General features: G+C 71.1%; 14 protein-coding genes. 9 read left to right on the top strand and 5 right to left on the bottom strand.

Annotation, left to right across the window (positions count from 1 at the left end):
- Window positions 1–105: 105 nt before the first annotated feature.
- Both glpK and BCD48_RS04790 read right to left on the bottom strand, forming a co-directional pair.
- Window positions 106–1,611: a glycerol kinase GlpK gene (gene glpK, locus BCD48_RS04795; protein WP_071047009.1), complete on the bottom strand. Its 1,506-nt coding sequence runs from the start codon at window positions 1,609–1,611 to the stop codon at window positions 106–108.
- A gap of 43 nt (window positions 1,612–1,654) precedes the next feature.
- Window positions 1,655–2,368 carry a hypothetical protein gene (locus BCD48_RS04790; RefSeq protein WP_071047019.1) on the bottom strand — a complete coding sequence of 238 codons (714 nt, stop codon included), beginning with the start codon at window positions 2,366–2,368 and terminating at the stop codon, window positions 1,655–1,657.
- Window positions 2,369–2,530: 162 nt separating this feature from the next.
- Between BCD48_RS04790 and BCD48_RS04785 the strand changes: the two genes are divergently transcribed.
- The 8 genes from BCD48_RS04785 to BCD48_RS04750 all read left to right on the top strand — a co-directional run bounded on the left by BCD48_RS04785 (window position 2,531) and on the right by BCD48_RS04750 (window position 9,372).
- Window positions 2,531–3,286 carry a helix-turn-helix transcriptional regulator gene (locus BCD48_RS04785; RefSeq protein WP_083418180.1) on the top strand — a complete coding sequence of 252 codons (756 nt, stop codon included), beginning with the start codon at window positions 2,531–2,533 and terminating at the stop codon, window positions 3,284–3,286.
- Window positions 3,283–4,695 carry a Fe-S cluster assembly protein SufB gene (gene sufB, locus BCD48_RS04780; RefSeq protein ID WP_071047008.1) on the top strand — a complete coding sequence of 471 codons (1,413 nt, stop codon included), beginning with the start codon at window positions 3,283–3,285 and terminating at the stop codon, window positions 4,693–4,695. Before BCD48_RS04785 ends, sufB begins: the two co-directional genes overlap by 4 nt.
- Window positions 4,695–5,837: a Fe-S cluster assembly protein SufD gene (sufD, locus tag BCD48_RS04775; RefSeq protein WP_071047007.1), complete on the top strand. Its 1,143-nt coding sequence runs from the start codon at window positions 4,695–4,697 to the stop codon at window positions 5,835–5,837. Before sufB ends, sufD begins: the two co-directional genes overlap by 1 nt.
- Window positions 5,834–6,235 carry a non-heme iron oxygenase ferredoxin subunit gene (locus BCD48_RS04770; protein ID WP_241841512.1) on the top strand — a complete coding sequence of 134 codons (402 nt, stop codon included), beginning with the start codon at window positions 5,834–5,836 and terminating at the stop codon, window positions 6,233–6,235. The genes sufD and BCD48_RS04770 overlap by 4 nt, the downstream gene beginning before the upstream one ends.
- An 11-nt stretch (window positions 6,236–6,246) precedes the next feature.
- Window positions 6,247–7,014: a Fe-S cluster assembly ATPase SufC gene (gene sufC, locus BCD48_RS04765; protein ID WP_071047006.1), complete on the top strand. Its 768-nt coding sequence runs from the start codon at window positions 6,247–6,249 to the stop codon at window positions 7,012–7,014.
- Between the two features lie 5 nt (window positions 7,015–7,019).
- Window positions 7,020–8,321, top strand: a complete 1,302-nt coding sequence (locus tag BCD48_RS04760; protein WP_071047018.1) for a cysteine desulfurase — start codon at window positions 7,020–7,022, stop codon at window positions 8,319–8,321.
- Window positions 8,318–8,830, top strand: a complete 513-nt coding sequence (gene sufU / locus BCD48_RS04755) for a Fe-S cluster assembly sulfur transfer protein SufU (RefSeq protein ID WP_071047005.1) — start codon at window positions 8,318–8,320, stop codon at window positions 8,828–8,830. The genes BCD48_RS04760 and sufU overlap by 4 nt, the downstream gene beginning before the upstream one ends.
- 86 nt (window positions 8,831–8,916) lie before the next feature.
- Entirely contained in the window at window positions 8,917–9,372 is a 456-nt protein-coding gene (locus tag BCD48_RS04750) for a metal-sulfur cluster assembly factor (protein WP_071047004.1), read from the top strand.
- A gap of 399 nt (window positions 9,373–9,771) precedes the next feature.
- Here the strand turns inward: BCD48_RS04750 and glgA are convergent, their stop codons facing one another.
- The 3 genes from glgA to rfbB form a co-directional block, all read right to left on the bottom strand.
- On the bottom strand, window positions 9,772–10,968 hold the full coding sequence (gene glgA, locus BCD48_RS04740; RefSeq protein WP_071047003.1) for a glycogen synthase: 1,197 nt from the start codon (window positions 10,966–10,968) through the stop codon (window positions 9,772–9,774).
- 52 nt (window positions 10,969–11,020) lie between these two features.
- Window positions 11,021–12,262 carry a glucose-1-phosphate adenylyltransferase gene (glgC, locus tag BCD48_RS04735; protein WP_071047002.1) on the bottom strand — a complete coding sequence of 414 codons (1,242 nt, stop codon included), beginning with the start codon at window positions 12,260–12,262 and terminating at the stop codon, window positions 11,021–11,023.
- A 479-nt stretch (window positions 12,263–12,741) separates the two neighbouring features.
- Entirely contained in the window at window positions 12,742–13,890 is a 1,149-nt protein-coding gene (gene rfbB, locus BCD48_RS04730) for a dTDP-glucose 4,6-dehydratase (protein WP_241841511.1), read from the bottom strand.
- Between the two features lie 611 nt (window positions 13,891–14,501).
- Here rfbB and BCD48_RS04725 point away from each other — a divergent pair.
- Window positions 14,502–16,220, top strand: a complete 1,719-nt coding sequence (locus BCD48_RS04725) for a circularly permuted type 2 ATP-grasp protein (RefSeq protein ID WP_198543079.1) — start codon at window positions 14,502–14,504, stop codon at window positions 16,218–16,220.
- The last annotated feature ends 31 nt before the right edge of the window (window positions 16,221–16,251 follow it).

Raw genomic sequence — 16,251 nt, 5'->3', positions numbered from 1 at the left:
GCAAAAGTCGCCCTGATCGACGCGAAACGGTGATGGCCCGTCCGGGCGGCCGCCAGGCAGGCCGGCGCGTCGCCAGGCGGCGCGGGCGGCGCTCTGGGCCAGTTTTTAGTCGCGGGACCAATCGCGGGAGCGGTCGAGGGCTCGTAGCCAGTCGGCGTACAGACGGTCGCGTTCGGCGGCGGGCATTCGTGGCTCGTAGCGGGTGGCGGTGCGGCGCAGCGCGGCGAGCGCGGCGCGGTCGGGGAAGAAGCCGGTCGCGAGCCCGGCGAGGTAGCCGGAGCCGAGCGCGGTGGTCTCCAGGTTGTCCGGCACGTCGACGGGGACGCCGAGGACGTCGGCCTGGAACTGCATGAGCCATGGGTTGGCGGCCGCGCCACCGTCGGCGCGCAGCTCCGTGACGGGCGTGCCCGCGGCGCTCATCGCGACGGCGATGTCCCGGGTGCGGTAGGCGATCGACTCCAGTACCGCGCGGGCGAGGTGCGCCCGGCCGGTGCCACGGGTGAGCCCGACGAGGGTGCCGCGCGCCCGCGCGTCCCAGTGCGGCGCGCCGAGGCCGGCCAGCGCCGGGACGAAGTAGACGCCGTCGTTGCCGTCGAGAGAGGCGGCGAGCCCGGCCGTCTCGGCCGCCGAGCCGATCACGCCCAGCCCGTCGCGCAGCCACTGCACCGCGGCGCCGGTCGCGAGGACCGCCCCCTCGAGTGCGTAGTGCACCGGCTCGCCGGCCAGCTGGAACGCGACGGTGCGCAGCAGCGCGCCCTCCCGGCTCGGGGGCGGGGGCGTCGGACCGGTGTTGAGCAGGACGAACGAGCCCGTCCCGTAGGTGTTCTTGGCCTGCCCCGCCTCGACACAGGCCTGCGCGAACAGCGCCGCCTGCTGGTCGCCGACCGCCGCCGCGACCGGCACCGCCACCCCGAAGAACGCGGCCGGGTCGGTCTCGGCGTACACCTCGGAGCTGGGACGCACCTCGGCGAGCAGCTCCATCGGGACGTCGAGCAGCTCGGCCATTGGGGTGGACCAGGTGGCCGTCGCGAGGTCCAGCAGCATCGTGCGGGAGGCGTTGGTGACATCGGTGACGTGCCTGCGCCCGCCGGTGAGCCGCCAGGCGAGCCAGCTGTCGACGGTGCCGAACGCCAGCTCGCCGCGCCCGGCGCGGCGGCGCAGCTCAGGGTCGGCGTCCAGGATCCAGGCGATCTTGGTGCCGGAGAAGTAGGGGTCGAGCACCAGGCCGGTGCGCTCGGCGACGGCCGGGCCGTGCCCGGCGGCGGCGAGCTTCTCGCAGGCGGCGGCGGTCCGCCGGTCCTGCCAGACGATCGCCGGGTGGACGGGCTCGCCGGTGCGCCGGTCCCACAGGACCGTGGTCTCGCGCTGGTTGGTGATGCCGACCGCGCCGATGTCGGCGGCGCGGCGCCCGGCCGCCGCGAGCGCCGCCGCGGCGGTGTCGACGACACCACGCCAGAGCTGTTCCGGGTCCTGCTCGACCCAGCCGGGGCGCGGGTAGGACACGGCGACCTCGGTGTGCGCCCGGCCCACGACCCGGGCGTCCCGGTCGAGGACGCAGACCGTCGTCCCGGTCGTCCCCTGGTCGACGGCGACCACAACCGGCTCAGGCACCGCCGCATGCTACCGCCGATCACCCGGCGGGAAGGGGCCTTGGTTAGCCGAAGCTGGCGAGGTCGACGGCGTCGCCCGGGACCGCGGCGGTGGTGGCCGAGCCGTAGTCGCTGAACTCGATGCGGCTGTTCTCGCCGCCGACGACGTCGATCCGCAGTGGGACCGGGTCGCCGGTCGTGGCGGCGTACAGGGTGACGCCGGAGCCGCCCTTCACCAGGACGGCGTCGCGGCCGGCGAATGTGGTGGCGGTGACGTTGCCGGACAGGCTGTTGAGGTACTCGGTGAGGGAGAGGGCGAGGCCCTCGACGGTGAGGAAGCGGTACTTGTCCGCCTGGGCCGGGGTGAGCCGCACCCACCGGCCGGCGAGCAGGGAGGAGGCGTCGCTCTCGCCGATCTCCTGGTAGTAGCCCTGGTCACCGCGGATGTAGGTGTCGGCACCGGACTTGACGACATCGATCTTGTGGCTTCCGCTGGTGAACGTGCCGCTGGTGGTCGTCCCCACCATCCGCAGGTCCCAGGTGGAGTCGCCGCTCTCGGTGCTGCCGCTGGAGAGCCGCCCGATCACCCGGACGCTGTCGGCGTGGCGGAACGCGTCGAGCGCCCGGCTGCCGACCCGGGGCGCCGGGTCCTTGTCGAGCCCGTTGTTCTTCGGCCCGCCTCCGCCGCATCCGGCCATGACGCCGGCCAGCAGCAGGGCTCCCACCAGCGCGGCTACCCGTCGCGCCGCTTTGCTCGGAAGGCCCGAACGTGTCGGCATGACCCGTTGCATCCGCATCGTGCCAGTGTGCACTTCGCGTCCGAGCCGCCCGCAGGGTGGTCTGGACGGTAAGGGAGCACGCCCGGCCGGGGGAGAGACTGACGGATCACAGCGTGGGGCAGCCGGTTCGACGATGGCTGGTAAATAGGGCACACTGGTGTTGTGAAATCCCAGCAGGACCTCGACCCGCACTCGGGTGCCGTGGTCTCGTCGGCGGGTGCCGATGGGCGCACCCGGGATCGAGTCGTGCGCATCCTGCTGGAGGCTGGGCCTTCGACCGCCGCGGACCTCGCCCGCCAGCTCGACCTGTCACCGGCGGCGGTGCGTCGCCACCTCGACGCGATGGTCGCCGACGGGATCATCACACCCACCACCGTGCACGCCCGTGGCCCGCGGGGCCGGGGGCGCCCGGCCCGACACTACGCGTTGACCGACGCGGGGCACGACGAGGCCGGCCCAACGGCGTACTCCGACCTCGCGGCCGGTGCGCTGCGGTTTCTCGACGAGGTCGCGGGCGGCGGCGCGGTCGCCGCGTTCGCCGAGCGGCGCGGCCGGGAGCTGGAGTCCCTGCTCGCCGCCGCGGTCGAGGGTGTGCCGGAGGAGGACCGTCCCGCGGCGCTCGCGGCGGCGATGACCGACGCCGGTTACACGGCCAGCGTCTCCGAGGTGCCCAGCGGTACCCAGATCTGCCAGCACCACTGCCCGGTCCAGCACGTCGCCGAGCGTTTCCCCGCGCTGTGTGACGCGGAGACGGCGGCGCTGTCCCGGTTACTGGACAGCCACGTCCAACGGCTTGCCACCATCGCCCACGGCGACGGTGTCTGCACGACGCACGTCCCCGGCAAGACCGCTACCGGCACCGGGTCCTCGGTGCCGACGAGGAACTCTCCCGTGCCCGTGAGGATCATAACGACATGACTACCTCTGCCGAGACCGCCCTCGAAGGGCTTGGCTCGTACAAGTTCGGCTGGGCCGACGCCGACGCCTATGCCGACGACGTCGAGCGTGGCCTGTCCGAGACGGTGGTCCGCGGTATCTCGGCGAAGAAGTCCGAGCCGTCGTGGATGACCGACCTGCGGATGAAGGGTCTGAAGCTCTTCGAGCGCAAGCCGATGCCGACGTGGGGCGCGGACCTTTCCGGCATCCACTTCGACAACATCAAGTACTTCGTCCGCTCCACCGAGAAGCAGGCGGATTCCTGGGACGACCTGCCCGCCGACATCAAGGACACCTACGACAAGCTTGGCATCCCGGAGGCGGAGAAGCAGCGCCTCATCTCCGGCGTCGCCGCCCAGTATGAGTCCGAGGTCGTTTACCACAAGATCCGTGAGGACCTCGAGGAGCAGGGCGTCATCTTCCTCGACACCGACAGCGGCCTGCGCGAGTACCCGGAGATCTTCAAGGAGTACTTCGGCTCGGTGATCCCGGTCGGCGACAACAAGTTCGCCGCGCTGAACACCGCCGTCTGGTCGGGCGGCTCGTTCATCTACGTCCCGCCGGGCGTGCACGTCGAGATCCCGCTGCAGGCCTACTTCCGGATCAACACCGAGAACATGGGCCAGTTCGAGCGGACCCTGATCATCGTCGACGAGGGTGCCTACGTGCACTACGTCGAGGGCTGCACCGCGCCGGTCTACTCGTCCGACTCGCTGCACTCCGCGGTCGTCGAGATCGTCGTCAAGAAGAACGCGCGCTGCCGCTACACGACCATCCAGAACTGGTCGAACAACGTCTACAACCTGGTCACCAAGCGGGCCGCCTGCCAGGAGGGCGGCACGATGGAGTGGATCGACGGCAACATCGGCTCCAAGGTGACGATGAAGTACCCGGCGGTGTGGCTGCTCGGTGAGCGCGCCCGCGGCGAGGTGCTCTCGATCGCGTTCGCCGGCGAGGGCCAGCACCAGGACGCGGGCGCCAAGATGGTGCACGCGGCACCGCGCACGTCGTCGCAGATCATCTCCAAGTCGGTGGCCCGCGGCGGCGGCCGGACGTCGTACCGCGGCCTGGTGCAGATCCACGAAGGCGCGACGCAGTCGAAGTCGACCGTGAAGTGCGACGCGCTGCTCGTCGACGCCGTCAGCCGGTCCGACACCTATCCCTATGTCGACGTCCGCGAGGACGACGCGTCGATCGGCCACGAGGCAAGCGTCTCGAAGGTCGGCGAGGACCAGCTCTTCTACCTGATGAGCCGGGGCCTGGGCGAGGACGAGGCCATGGCGATGATCGTGCGCGGCTTCGTCGAGCCGATCGCCCGAGAGCTGCCGATGGAGTACGCGCTCGAGCTGAACCGGCTGATCGAGCTGCAGATGGAAGGCGCTGTCGGCTGATGCCAGTCATCGACGCGACCGGGCGCCCACCGGCCGTGCCGGCGCCGAGCGCCCCGGTCCGGTCCCGTGACCCCGAGGCCCACCCCGTCCCGACCGGTCGGGAGGAGGCCTGGCGGTTCACCCCGCTGCGCCCGCTCAAGCCGCTGATCGCCGGCCAGGAGCCCGACGGGAAGATCGACATCTCGGTCGCGGCGCCGGAGGGCGTCGAGGTCGAGTTCGTGGACTCGGGCGACCCGCGCGTCGGCCGGGTGCTCACCCCGGTCGACCGGGTCGCGGCGTTCGCGACCGTGCGGGCCGGCGGCGCCGTCGCCGTCACGGTCCCGGCCGAGGCCGAGCTGACCGAGCCGGTCATGGTGGCGTTGCGGGGCGAAGGCGTGGTCTGTTACAGCCACCTGGCGATCGAGGTCGGCCCGTTCGCGCGCGCAACCGTGGTGCTTGACCACACGGGCACGGCGAAGTACGCCGGCAACGTCGAGGTGTACGTCGGCCACGGCGCGTCCGTCACGTTCGTCTCGCTGCAGGACTGGGACGACGACGCGGTGCACGCCGGGGCGCACGCCTTCTCGCTCGGCCGGGACGCGAAACTGCGCGCCACCCACATCACGCTGGGCGGACAGCTGGTGCGGCTCAACCCGACGGTCGACTACCGCGGCCCCGGCGGGGACGCCGAGCTGGCCGGGCTGTTCTTCACGGACGCCGGCCAGCACCAGGAGCACCGCCTGCTGGTCACCCACCAGGAGCGCAACTGCCGCAGCAGGGTGACCTACAAGGGCGCCCTGCGAGGCGCGGGCGCGCACTCGGTGTGGATCGGCGACGTGCTCATCGGCGCGGACGCCGTCGGCACCGACACGTACGAGATCAACCGCAACCTGGTGCTGACCGACGGGGCGCGGGCCGACTCGGTGCCGAACCTGGAGATTCTCACCGGTGAGGTCGCCGGCGCGGGCCATGCCAGCGCGACGGGCAGGTTCGACGACGAGGTGCTGTTCTATCTGATGACCCGGGGGATCCCGGCCGACGAGGCGCGCCGGCTGGTCGTGCGCGGCTTCTTCGGCGAGGTGCTCGACCGGGTCGGCATCGAGTCGCTCCGCGCCCGGGTGACCGCCGCCGTCGACGCCGAGCTGGCGGCGGTGGGCTCGTGAGTCGGCAGCGAGTGTGTGCGCTCGACGACCTCGCCGAGGAGGCGGCGCTGGGCGTCGAGCTGGATGTCGAGGGTGAGGACGAGCCGACGCCGGTGTGCGTGGTGCGCTCCGGCGGGCGGGTGTTCGCGATCCGGGATGAGTGCTCGCACCAGGACGTCCAGCTGTCGGACGGCGAGGTCGAGGACGGGAAGATCGAGTGCTGGCTGCACGGCTCCCAGTTCGACCTGGAGAGCGGCAAGCCGACCTGCCTCCCGGCCACCGACCCGGTGCCCACCTACCCCGTGACCATCGAGAGCGGCGACGTATATGTCGACCTCGATCCCGACAAGGCCGCCGGAGGCGCGAAGGAGGAGCATTTTCGCACCTCCTTGGGCCCGGCCGCCGCGAGCCTTAAGTGAGGACCTGACCGGTGTCGACCTTGGAGATCCAGAACCTGCACGTCACCGTGGAGACGGACGGCGAGGGCCCGCGCGAGATCCTGAAGGGCGTCGACCTGACCGTCCGCAAGGGCGAGACGCACGCGATCATGGGGCCGAACGGCTCCGGCAAGTCGACGCTGTCCTACTCGATCGCCGGCCACCCGAAGTACACGGTGACCGAGGGCTCGATCACGCTGGACGGCGAGGACGTGCTCGCGATGAGCGTCGACGCGCGCGCCCGCGCCGGCATCTTCCTGGCCATGCAGTACCCGGTCGAGGTGCCCGGCGTCTCCGTCTCCAACTTCCTGCGTACCTCCGCCACGGCCGTCCGGGGCGAAGCCCCGAAGCTGCGGCTGTGGATCAAGGAGGTCAAGGAGGCGATGAAGGACCTCGAGGTGGACCCGGCGTTCGCCGAGCGCGGCGTGAACGAGGGCTTCTCCGGCGGTGAGAAGAAGCGCCACGAGATCCTGCAGATGACGCTGCTCAAGCCGAAGATCGCGATCCTCGACGAGACCGACTCCGGCCTCGACGTCGACGCCCTGCGGGTCGTCTCCGCCGGGATCAACACGGTCCGCGCGGCCGGCGAGACCGGCACGTTGCTGATCACGCACTACACCCGGATCCTGCGCTACGTGCAGCCGGAATTCGTACACGTCATGGCCGGCGGGAAGATCGTCGATGAGGGCGGCCCGGAGCTCGCGGCCACGCTGGAAGAAGGCGGCTACGACAAGTACGTCAAGTTCAGCGAGGCGGCGTGAGCGAGATGGCTGGCATCCCTGAGTTCGACGTAGAGCTGGTCCGCAAGGACTTCCCGATCCTCGACCGGGTCGTGCACGGCGACAAGCCGCTGGTCTATCTCGACAGCGCGGCGACGTCGCAGAAGCCGCGCGCGGTGCTCGACGCCGAGCGTGAGTACTACGAGCTGCACAACGCCAACGTGCACCGCGGTATCCACGCGCTCGCCGAGGAGGCGACCGCGCTCTACGAGGCCGCCCGCGACAAGGTCGCCGCGTTCATCGGCGCGCCCGATCGGCACGAGGTCGTCTTCACCAAGAACTCCTCCGAGGCGCTCAACCTCGTCGCCTACGCGTTCAGCAACGCGGCCGCCTTCGGCGCGGAGGCCGAGCGCTTCCGGCTCGGCCCGGGCGACGAGGTCGTCATCACCGAGATGGAGCACCACTCGAACCTGGTGCCCTGGCAGATGCTCTGCCAGCGCACCGGCGCGACGCTGCGCTGGCTCGGCCTGACCGATGACGGCCGGCTCGACCTGTCCAACCTGGACGAGGTGATCAACCCCCGGACGAAGGTCGTCTCGTTCGTCCACCAGTCGAACATCCTTGGCACCGTCAACCCGGTGGAGACGATCGCCGCCCGCGCCCGCGAGGTCGGTGCGCTGACCGTGGCCGACGGCTCCCAGTCGGTCCCGCACCTGCCGGTCGACGTGGCCAGGCTCGGCGTCGACTTCTTCGCCTTCACCGGGCACAAGATGTGCGGCCCGACCGGCATCGGCGTGCTGTGGGGGCGCCGGGAACTGCTCGAAGTCATGCCGCCGTTCCTCGGCGGCGGCGAGATGATCGAGCTGGTGACGATGGAGGAGAGCACCTACGCCCCGCCGCCGCACCGGTTCGAGGCCGGCACCCCGATGATCGCCCAGGCGGTCGGGCTCGGCACCGCCGTCGACTACCTGACGGGGCTGGCGGGCGGGGCCGGGATGGCCGCCGTCGCCGCGCACGAGCACGCGCTCACCGCCTACGCGCTGGAGCGGCTCGTCGAGGTGCCGGGGCTGCGGATCATCGGCCCGGCCGAGCCCGTCGACCGGGGTGGCGCCATCTCGTTCCTGCTCGCGGGCAAGGACGGGCGGCCGATCCACCCGCACGACGTCGGCCAGGTCCTCGACGAGCAGGGGATCGCCGTCCGCGTCGGCCACCACTGTGCCCGGCCGGTGTGCCTGCGCTACGGCGTTCCCGCGACGACCCGGGCTTCATTCCACCTGTACACCACCACCGGCGAGATCGACGCGCTGGTGGAAGGTCTGGCCGGGGTGCGGAGGTTCTTCGGAGCGTGAAGCTGGACTCGATGTACCAGGAGATCATCCTGGACCATTACCGCAACCCGCACCACCGCGGGCTGCGCGAGCCGTTCGACGCCGAGGTGCACCACGTCAACCCGACCTGCGGCGACGAGGTCACGGTGCGGGTGAAGATCGTCGACGACACGGTCGCGGACGTCTCCTACGAGGGCGAGGGCTGCTCGATCAGCCAGGCGTCCGCGAGCGTGATGACCGACCTGGTCATCGGCCGCAGTGTCGAGGACGCGATGACGCTGGAACGCGAGTTCCTGGCGCTCATGCAGTCCCGCGGCACCGTCGAGCCGGACGAGGACGTCCTCGAGGACGCGGTCGCGTTCGCCGGCGTGTCGAAGTACCCGGCCCGCGTCAAGTGCGCGCTGCTGGGCTGGATGGCCTGGAAGGACGCCACCGCCCAGGTCGTCGACGGGTCCCCCGCCGGCGCCGCCGCCGTGGCATCCCGTCCGCTGGAAGCCGGCTCCGTTCCCGAGCAGGAGAAGCAAGCGTGAGCGCAGGAGTGAGCGAGCGGAGTGGTCGTCCGAGGTACGAGGACGGCCGCGGAGCGAGTGAAGCGACGGAGCGAACCGGAGGCACAGTGACCGACAGCACCGCTCCATCCGATACCGCTCTCGCCGAGGACGCGCCGCTTCCGGAGGCCGTCACGTCGACGGCGCCCGCCGCGGCCGAGGTGCCCGCCGAGCAGTCGCGGCTCACGGTTCCGCCGGTGGACAGGTCGACGATCGAGGACATCGAGGAGGCGATGCGCGACGTCGTCGACCCCGAGCTCGGTATCAACGTCGTCGACCTCGGCCTCGTCTACGGGATCACCGTGGCCGACGACAACGCCGTCACCCTGGACATGACGCTGACGTCGGCCGCCTGCCCGCTCACCGACGTGATCGAGGACCAGGCCCGCACCGCGCTCGTCGACGGCCCGGACTCCCTGGCCACCGACATCACGATCAACTGGGTCTGGATGCCCCCGTGGGGTCCCGACAAGATCACCGAAGACGGCCGCGAACAGCTCCGAGCCCTCGGCTTCAACGTCTGATCGCCGCTATTGGTGCGATCTATGGCGTGGTGCCGGTCTGAAGCAGCCCAGCTGGGCTCGCACGGAGGAGATCACGGCCGTCTCGACGCTGCGGTTCGTGCGGTCAACGCCGCTGGGTAACGCGTCGGCGAGTGAGATCGCCGGGCTGAGCGAGTGGCTTCGCGAGATGGTCGCCTTCTGAGGTGCGAAAAAATCTTGTAACCGTGTGTTTGTGGGTCGGTGCTGGAGGTATACAACTGGTGCCGTCGAGGACGAGCCCGAAGCCAAGTAGGTAAGAACTACGAGGCGGAGGGTCATCGCCCCCGGCGGTTGAAGAGCCCAGGTCCAAGAGGACCTGGGCTCTTTTGGTTGGCCACTGCCACTGCCACTGCCGCCAGTCGGTGGTGCTGGCCGGCGGTGTTAGCCGGCGACGAGGGACTCGTAGAGGCGGGCGGTCTGGCGGGCCACGGCGGGCCAGCCGAACTCGGTGACGGCGCGGTCGCGGCCGGCCCGGCCCATGGCGCGGGCGCGGGCGGGGTCGGCCAGGAGCTCGTTCATGGCGGCGGCCAGCGCCGGCGGGTCGTCCGGGGGGACGAGGAGGCCGGTGACGCCGTCGTCGACGACCTCGGGGATGCCGCCGACGCGGGAGGCGACGACCGCCGCGCCGCAGGCCATGGCCTCCAGGTTGACGATGCCGAGCGGCTCGTAGACCGACGGGCAGGCGAACAGCGAGGCGTGCGAGAGCAGCTGGATGACCTCGGGCTTCTGGAGCATTCCGGAGATCCAGATGACGCCGTCGCGGCGGGCGTGGAGGGCGTCGACCAGCTCGGTCACCTCCGCGAGCAGCTCGGGGGTGTCGGGGGCACCGGCGCACAGGACCAGCTGGGCACGCGGATTCAGCTCCGCCGCCGCGCGCAGCAGAACGGGTACGCCCTTCTGCCGGGTGATCCGGCCGACGAAGACCACCGACGGGCGGTCCGGGTCGACGCCGTGCCGCTCCAGCACGTCGGTGCCCAGGTCGGGGGAGTACTCGTCGGTGTCGATCCCGTTGCGGATGACGTGGACCTTCGCTGGGTCGACCCCGGGGTAGGCGTCCAGGATGTCCGTCCTCATGCCGGCGCTCACGGCGACGACGGCGGACGCGGCCTCGATCGCGGTCTTCTCGGCCCAGGACGACAGCCGGTAGCCGCCGCCGAGCTGCTCGGCCTTCCACGGCCGGCGGGGCTCCAGCGAGTGCGACGTCAGCACGTGCGGCACCCCGGCGAGCATCGCCGCCAGGTGCCCGCCCAGGTTCGTGTACCAGGTGTGCGAGTGGACGAGATCGACGCCGCCCAGATCGACGGTCGCCGCGCCTGCCATGGACAGGTCCAGCGAGAACGTGCGAAGGGCGTCGTTCGCGCCGTCCAGCTCGGCCCACGGCCGATGACGCCGCACCACCTGGACCGGGTCGCCGGCGCTGGGCGACGAGCCGACCGGGTCGTCCGCCTTCGGGTCGCCCTCGCAGTGGACGGTCAGGTCGACCAGGCGGGCGAGCTCGCGTGCCAGGTATTCGACGTGCACGCCGGCGCCGCCGTAGACGTTCGGCGGGTACTCCCTGGTCAGCAGCGCGACGCGCATCCCACGTGGTCCTTTTGCTGAGTTGGTGCCGGACGAGGGCGAAACGGCCGGCCTACTCGACGGTGACGCCCTTGCCGACGACGGTGATGCCGTCGGCGCTGACTGTGTATCCGCGGGCCCGGTCATGCTCCTTGTCGACGCCCACCTGGGCGCCGGGCGGGACGACGACGTTCTTGTCGAGGATCGCGTCCCGCACGACCGCCCGCCGGCCGACCACGGTGTTGTTCATGACCACCGCGTTCTCCACCCGGGCCCAGGAGTTCACCCGCACGCCGGGGGACAGGACCGAGCGGCGCAGCAGGCCACCGGAGACGATCACCCCGTTGCTCACGATGCTGTCCACCGCCATGCCGGTGCGGCCAGGGGCGTCCCGGACGAACTTCGCCGGCGGCAGCGACGGCACGCTGGTCAGGATCGGCCAGTGCGGGTTGTACAGGTTGAACACCGGGTCGAGCGTGCACAGGTCCATGTGGGCGTCGAAGTAGGCGTCGATCGTTCCCACGTCCCGCCAGTAGCCCCGGTCGCGCTCCTTGGCGCCCGGCACCTCGTTCTCGCTGAAGTCGTAGACACCGGCCACGCCCTGGTTGACGAGCATCGGGATGATGTCGCCGCCCATGTCGTGCACGCTGTCCGGGTCGGTGGCGTCGGCGTGCAGGGCGTCCAGGAGCACCTTCGTCGAGAAGACGTAGTTGCCCATCGACGCGAACGTCTCGTCGGGCGAGTCGGCGAGCCCCGGCGGGTCCGTCGGCTTCTCGAGGAACTCGTCGATCGTGCGGCCGTCGGCCGCCGGCCGGATGACGCCGAGCCCCTGGGCCTCCGCGCGCGGCACCCGCAGCGCGGCGACCGTCACCCCGGCGCCGGTCTCGATGTGCTGGGCGACCATCTGGCGCGGGTCCATCCGGTAGACGTGGTCCGCGCCGAAGACGACCACGATGTCCGGGGACTCGTCATGAACCAGGTTGAGCGACTGATGGATGGCGTCCGCGCTGCCGGCGAACCACTGCGGGCCGAGGCGCTGCTGCGCTGGTACCGGGGTGATGTAGTTGCCCAGCAGGGTGCTCATCCGCCAGGTGGTGGTGATGTGCCGGTCGAGGCTGTGACTCTTGTACTGGGTGAGGACCGCGATCCGCAGGTAGCCGGCGTTGACCAGGTTGGACAGCGCGAAGTCGATCAGCCGGTACAGCCCGCCGAACGGCACCGCGGGCTTCGCCCGGTCATCTGTGAGGGGCGCGAGCCGCGTCCCCTTGCCGCCGGCGAGTACCAGGCCGAGCACCCGAGGCCCAGGACTCCTCATATCGACCGCTCAGGCGATTCCGGCACATCCAGAAGCCTAGTGCGCGAGGCGTGACCACACACGCCCTTGTCGAGGTCGTTGAGCTGGCATTTCGATGTCCGTCCCGGAACCGACCGGCGAATGGCCCTCAGTAGACCCCGGCACGAACATCGCTCACTCAGCAGCCGAAGCACCCAACCCAACCACCACCCGTGACGGCGCATCAGCGCTGCGCCCGGGGTCCCTGCCGGATCGGCGAAGCCGATCTGGGAGGTCTGCCAGCCACCTCGTCAAGCTGGGACCCAGCTCTACCACCGTCATATGCCAGGGCCCGGTACCACGCGGGGAGGGCGCTCAGCGCCCGACACGGGGCGAGCGCGTCCAGCGCCTCGCCCCGACAGGCATCCCGTGGGCTCGGATGTCCAGCCACAGCTGGTGACGGCGCATTGGCGCAGTGCCTACCCAGCCACCGCGTCAGCCCGGTCCCAGCTCTACCACCGTCATATGCCTGGGCCCGGTACCATGCGGGGAGGGCGCTCAGCGCCCGACACGGGGCGAGCGCGTCCAGCGTCTCGCCCCGACAGTCGGTGCCCGGTGGCGGGCGCGGAGCGTCCGGCCACGGGATCGACCCAGGCGGTTTCCTGGACGGGGGAGCGGCCGATGAGTGGGCTCCACCAGGACTCGTTGTCGCGGTACCAGGCGATCGTCGAGCGCATGCCGTCGGTGAAGTCGATCTGCGGAGCCCAGCCCAGCTCCGCGCGCAGCTTGCCGGAGTCGAGCAGGTAGCGGCGGTCGTGCGACGGGCGGTCCGGGACGATCGTCTTGAGCGTGTCGGGCAGGCCGAGCCCGGCGAGGATCGTGTCGGCGATGGTCTCGATGTCGGCCTCGACGCCGCTGCCGACGTGGTAGGTCTCGCCGACCCGGCCGCGCTCGAGCACCGCGTCGATCGCCCGGCAGTGGTCGGTTACGTGCAGCCACTCGCGCCGGTTCTTCGTGGACGCGTACAGCGGCAGCGGCTCGCCCCGTAGTGCCCGGGTGATGAACAGCGGGATGACCTTCTCCGGGAACTGGTACGGCCCGTAGTTGTTCGAGCAGTTCGTGATGGTGATCGGCAGGCCGTAGGTGTAGCCGTAGGAGCGCACCGCGTGGTCGCTGCCGGCCTTGGCCGCGTTGTAGGGGGTGCGCGGCAGGTAGGGCGAGTCCTCGGTGAAGGCCCCCGGATCGTCGAGGTCCAGGTCGCCGTAGACCTCGCAGGTGGAGATCTGGTGGAACCGGTCGACGCCCACCGTGCGGGCCGCCTCCAGCAGGGCCTGGGTGCCCATCACGTTGGTGGAGAAGAAGTCGCCGGGCCGCAGGATCGCCAGGCTGTTGTGTGACTCGGCGGCGAAGTTGACCACCGTGTCGACCTTGTACTCGCGCAGTAGCCCCTCAATGAGCTCCCGGTCCCGGATGTCGCCGTGGACGAACGTCGCCTCGCCCTCGCCGGCCGCCGCCGGGGCGCCGAGCACGTCGGCGAGGTTCTCGCGCAGGCCGGCGTAGGTGAGCGCGTCGAGCGCGATGATCCGGTCGGTCGGGTGCCAGGTGCGCCAGTAGCGCACGAAGTTCGAACCGATGAACCCAGCGGCACCGGTCACCAACAGCGTCGTCATGGCGTAAGCGGGCCTTTCAGGTCGAGATCAGGGCCAGGGCGGCTGGGAAACGGCGGTCGTTCGGGGGCCGAGCCCGGTGCGCCGGGCGGCATCGGCCACGCGAGGCCGCGGCGTCCGGCCCCGGGCACAGCACCCAACGGCGACACCGGGCCGTGCCCCGCATACACCCGGGCGTCGTGCCGCCCAGCCTCTCACGCGCCGGCCCTACCCGGGAGCCCGGGTAGGGCCGGCGCGCCCGACAGACATCCCATGGGCTCGGATGTCCAGCCACAGCTGGTGACCGCGCATTGGCGCAATACCCACCCAGCCACCTCGTCAGCCCGGTCCCAGTCATACCACCGCCATATGCCAGGGCCCGGAACCACGCGAGGAGGGCGCCCAGCGCCCGACACGGGGCGAGCGCGCCCAGCGCCTCGCCCCGACAGGTGGTTCCGGGCCGGTCTGTCGGGCCGGGGCCGATCTTCCTTCGGGCTGGGAGTGGGTGCGCGGACGTAACCGGTGCGTGGTGTTCCCTGGGTGGATATCCCGTGTGCTGATGGAGTGGGAGTGGTCACCAGCGGGATCGGTCGGTTGGTTATGTCGTGGAAACATCCGCGCCCTACGCTGCGGCCGTGGCGGACCTGTTCGAGGGATATCCGGCGGAGGTGCAGGCCACCGCCGCTTGGGACGAGGTGTTCGAGGCTGCTGACACGCCTCGAGAGGTGTATGCGGCGCTGTACGACGCGTTGCGGCCGCTGAGCAGTGGTGACCTGGCGGCCCGCAAGGCGGCGCTCGACCGGGCGTTCCGGGACGCGGGCATCACGTTCATCCTGTTCGGGGAGGAGCGCCCCTTCCCGCTGGACCTGGTTCCCCGGCTGCTGTCGGGCCCGGAGTGGGACACCATCGAGCGTGGCGTGGTCCAGCGCGTGCGCGCGCTGGAGGCGTTCCTCGCCGACGTCTACGGCCGCGCCGAGGTCCTCGAGGAGGGCATCCTGCCGCGCCGGCTGGTGATGTCCAGCTCGCACTTCCACCGGGCCGCGCACGGCATCGACCCGCCCAACGGGGTGCGCTGCCACGTCTCCGGCATCGACCTGATCCGCGACGAGCAGGGCCAGTTCCGGGTGCTCGAGGACAACGTCCGGGTCCCGAGCGGGGTCAGCTACGTCATCGAGAACCGCCGTGCGATGACCAGGGTGTTCCCGGAGCTGTTCGCCACCCACCGGGTCCGCCCGGTCGCCGACTACGCCTCCCATCTGCTGCACGCGCTGCGGGCCGCGGCACCACCCGAGGTGGCCGACCCGACCGTCGTCGTGCTCACCCCCGGCATCTACAACGCGGCCTACTTCGAGCACGCGCTGCTCGCCCGGCAGATGGGCGTCGAGCTGGTCGAGGGCCGCGACCTGCTGGTCCGCAACAACCGGGTGACGATGCGCACCACCGAGGGCGAGCAGCCGGTGCACGTCATCTACCGCCGGGTCGACGACGACTGGCTCGATCCGCTGCAGTTCCGGCCCGAGTCGGTCGTCGGCTGCGCGGGGCTCGTCAACGCCGCGCGCGCCGGGCGGGTCACGATCGCCAACGGCGTCGGCAACGGCGTCGCCGACGACAAGCTCATGTACACCTACGTCCCCGAGCTGATCCGGTACTACCTCGGCGAGGAGCCGGTGCTGCCCAACGTCGACACGTACCGGGTCGAGGATCCCGACCAGCGCGCCCACGTGCTCGACCACCTCGACGAGCTCGTCATCAAGCCGGTCGACGGTTCGGGCGGCAAGGGCATCGTCATCGGGCCGCAGGCCACCGACGAGGAGCTCGCGACGCTGCGCGCGCAGGTGATCGCCGACCCGCGCGGCTGGATCGCGCAGCGCGTGGTGCGGCTGTCGACGTCGCCGACGCTGTCCAGTGACCGGCTCGGCCCACGCCACATCGACCTGCGGCCGTTCGCCGTCAACGACGGCAACCGGATCTGGGTGCTGCCGGGTGGGCTCACCCGGGTCGCGCTGCCCAGGGGCAGCCTGGTGGTCAACTCCAGCCAGGGCGGCGGCTCGAAGGACACCTGGGTGCTCGCGCCGGAGCTCGCCGAGGGTGAGCGACCCGGCGCCTACGGCCGGCCGGCCGTAGGCGACTTCCAGACCGCCCAGGGCCCAGACCTCGGCCCCGACTCCTCCGGCGACCAACAGCAACAGCAGCAACAGAACCAGCAGCACGAGGAGCAGCAGGACCCCGAGGTCCCCGAACACCGGACCGGTGCCCAGCGGCGCGCAGGCGCACCTCCGCGGAGCCCCGCCCACGAGCGAAGCGAAGTGGCGCCGGCCAGGGGTCCGACTTCGGACACGCTGGTGGATTGGTGACATGCAGCGGTAGGTGACCGTGCGGCGCGGA

Source organism: Pseudofrankia coriaricola, from assembly GCF_001854805.1.
GTDB lineage: Bacteria > Actinomycetota > Actinomycetes > Frankiales > Frankiaceae > Pseudofrankia.
This window is presented reverse-complemented; position numbering and strand designations above follow the sequence as displayed.

What these genes read in the sequence shown, in the direction of transcription:
- BCD48_RS04790 (WP_071047019.1), bottom strand. Translation starts at nt 2,368, where the DNA reads ATGCCGACACGTTCGGGCCTTCCGAGCAAAGCGGCGCGACGGGTAGCC.
- sufB (WP_071047008.1), top strand. Translation starts at nt 3,283, where the DNA reads ATGACTACCTCTGCCGAGACCGCCCTCGAAGGGCTTGGCTCGTACAAG.
- sufD (WP_071047007.1), top strand. Translation starts at nt 4,695, where the DNA reads ATGCCAGTCATCGACGCGACCGGGCGCCCACCGGCCGTGCCGGCGCCG.
- BCD48_RS04760 (WP_071047018.1), top strand. Translation starts at nt 7,020, where the DNA reads ATGGCTGGCATCCCTGAGTTCGACGTAGAGCTGGTCCGCAAGGACTTC.
- glgA (WP_071047003.1), bottom strand. Translation starts at nt 10,968, where the DNA reads ATGCGCGTCGCGCTGCTGACCAGGGAGTACCCGCCGAACGTCTACGGC.
- glgC (WP_071047002.1), bottom strand. Translation starts at nt 12,262, where the DNA reads ATGAGGAGTCCTGGGCCTCGGGTGCTCGGCCTGGTACTCGCCGGCGGC.
- rfbB (WP_241841511.1), bottom strand. Translation starts at nt 13,890, where the DNA reads ATGACGACGCTGTTGGTGACCGGTGCCGCTGGGTTCATCGGTTCGAAC.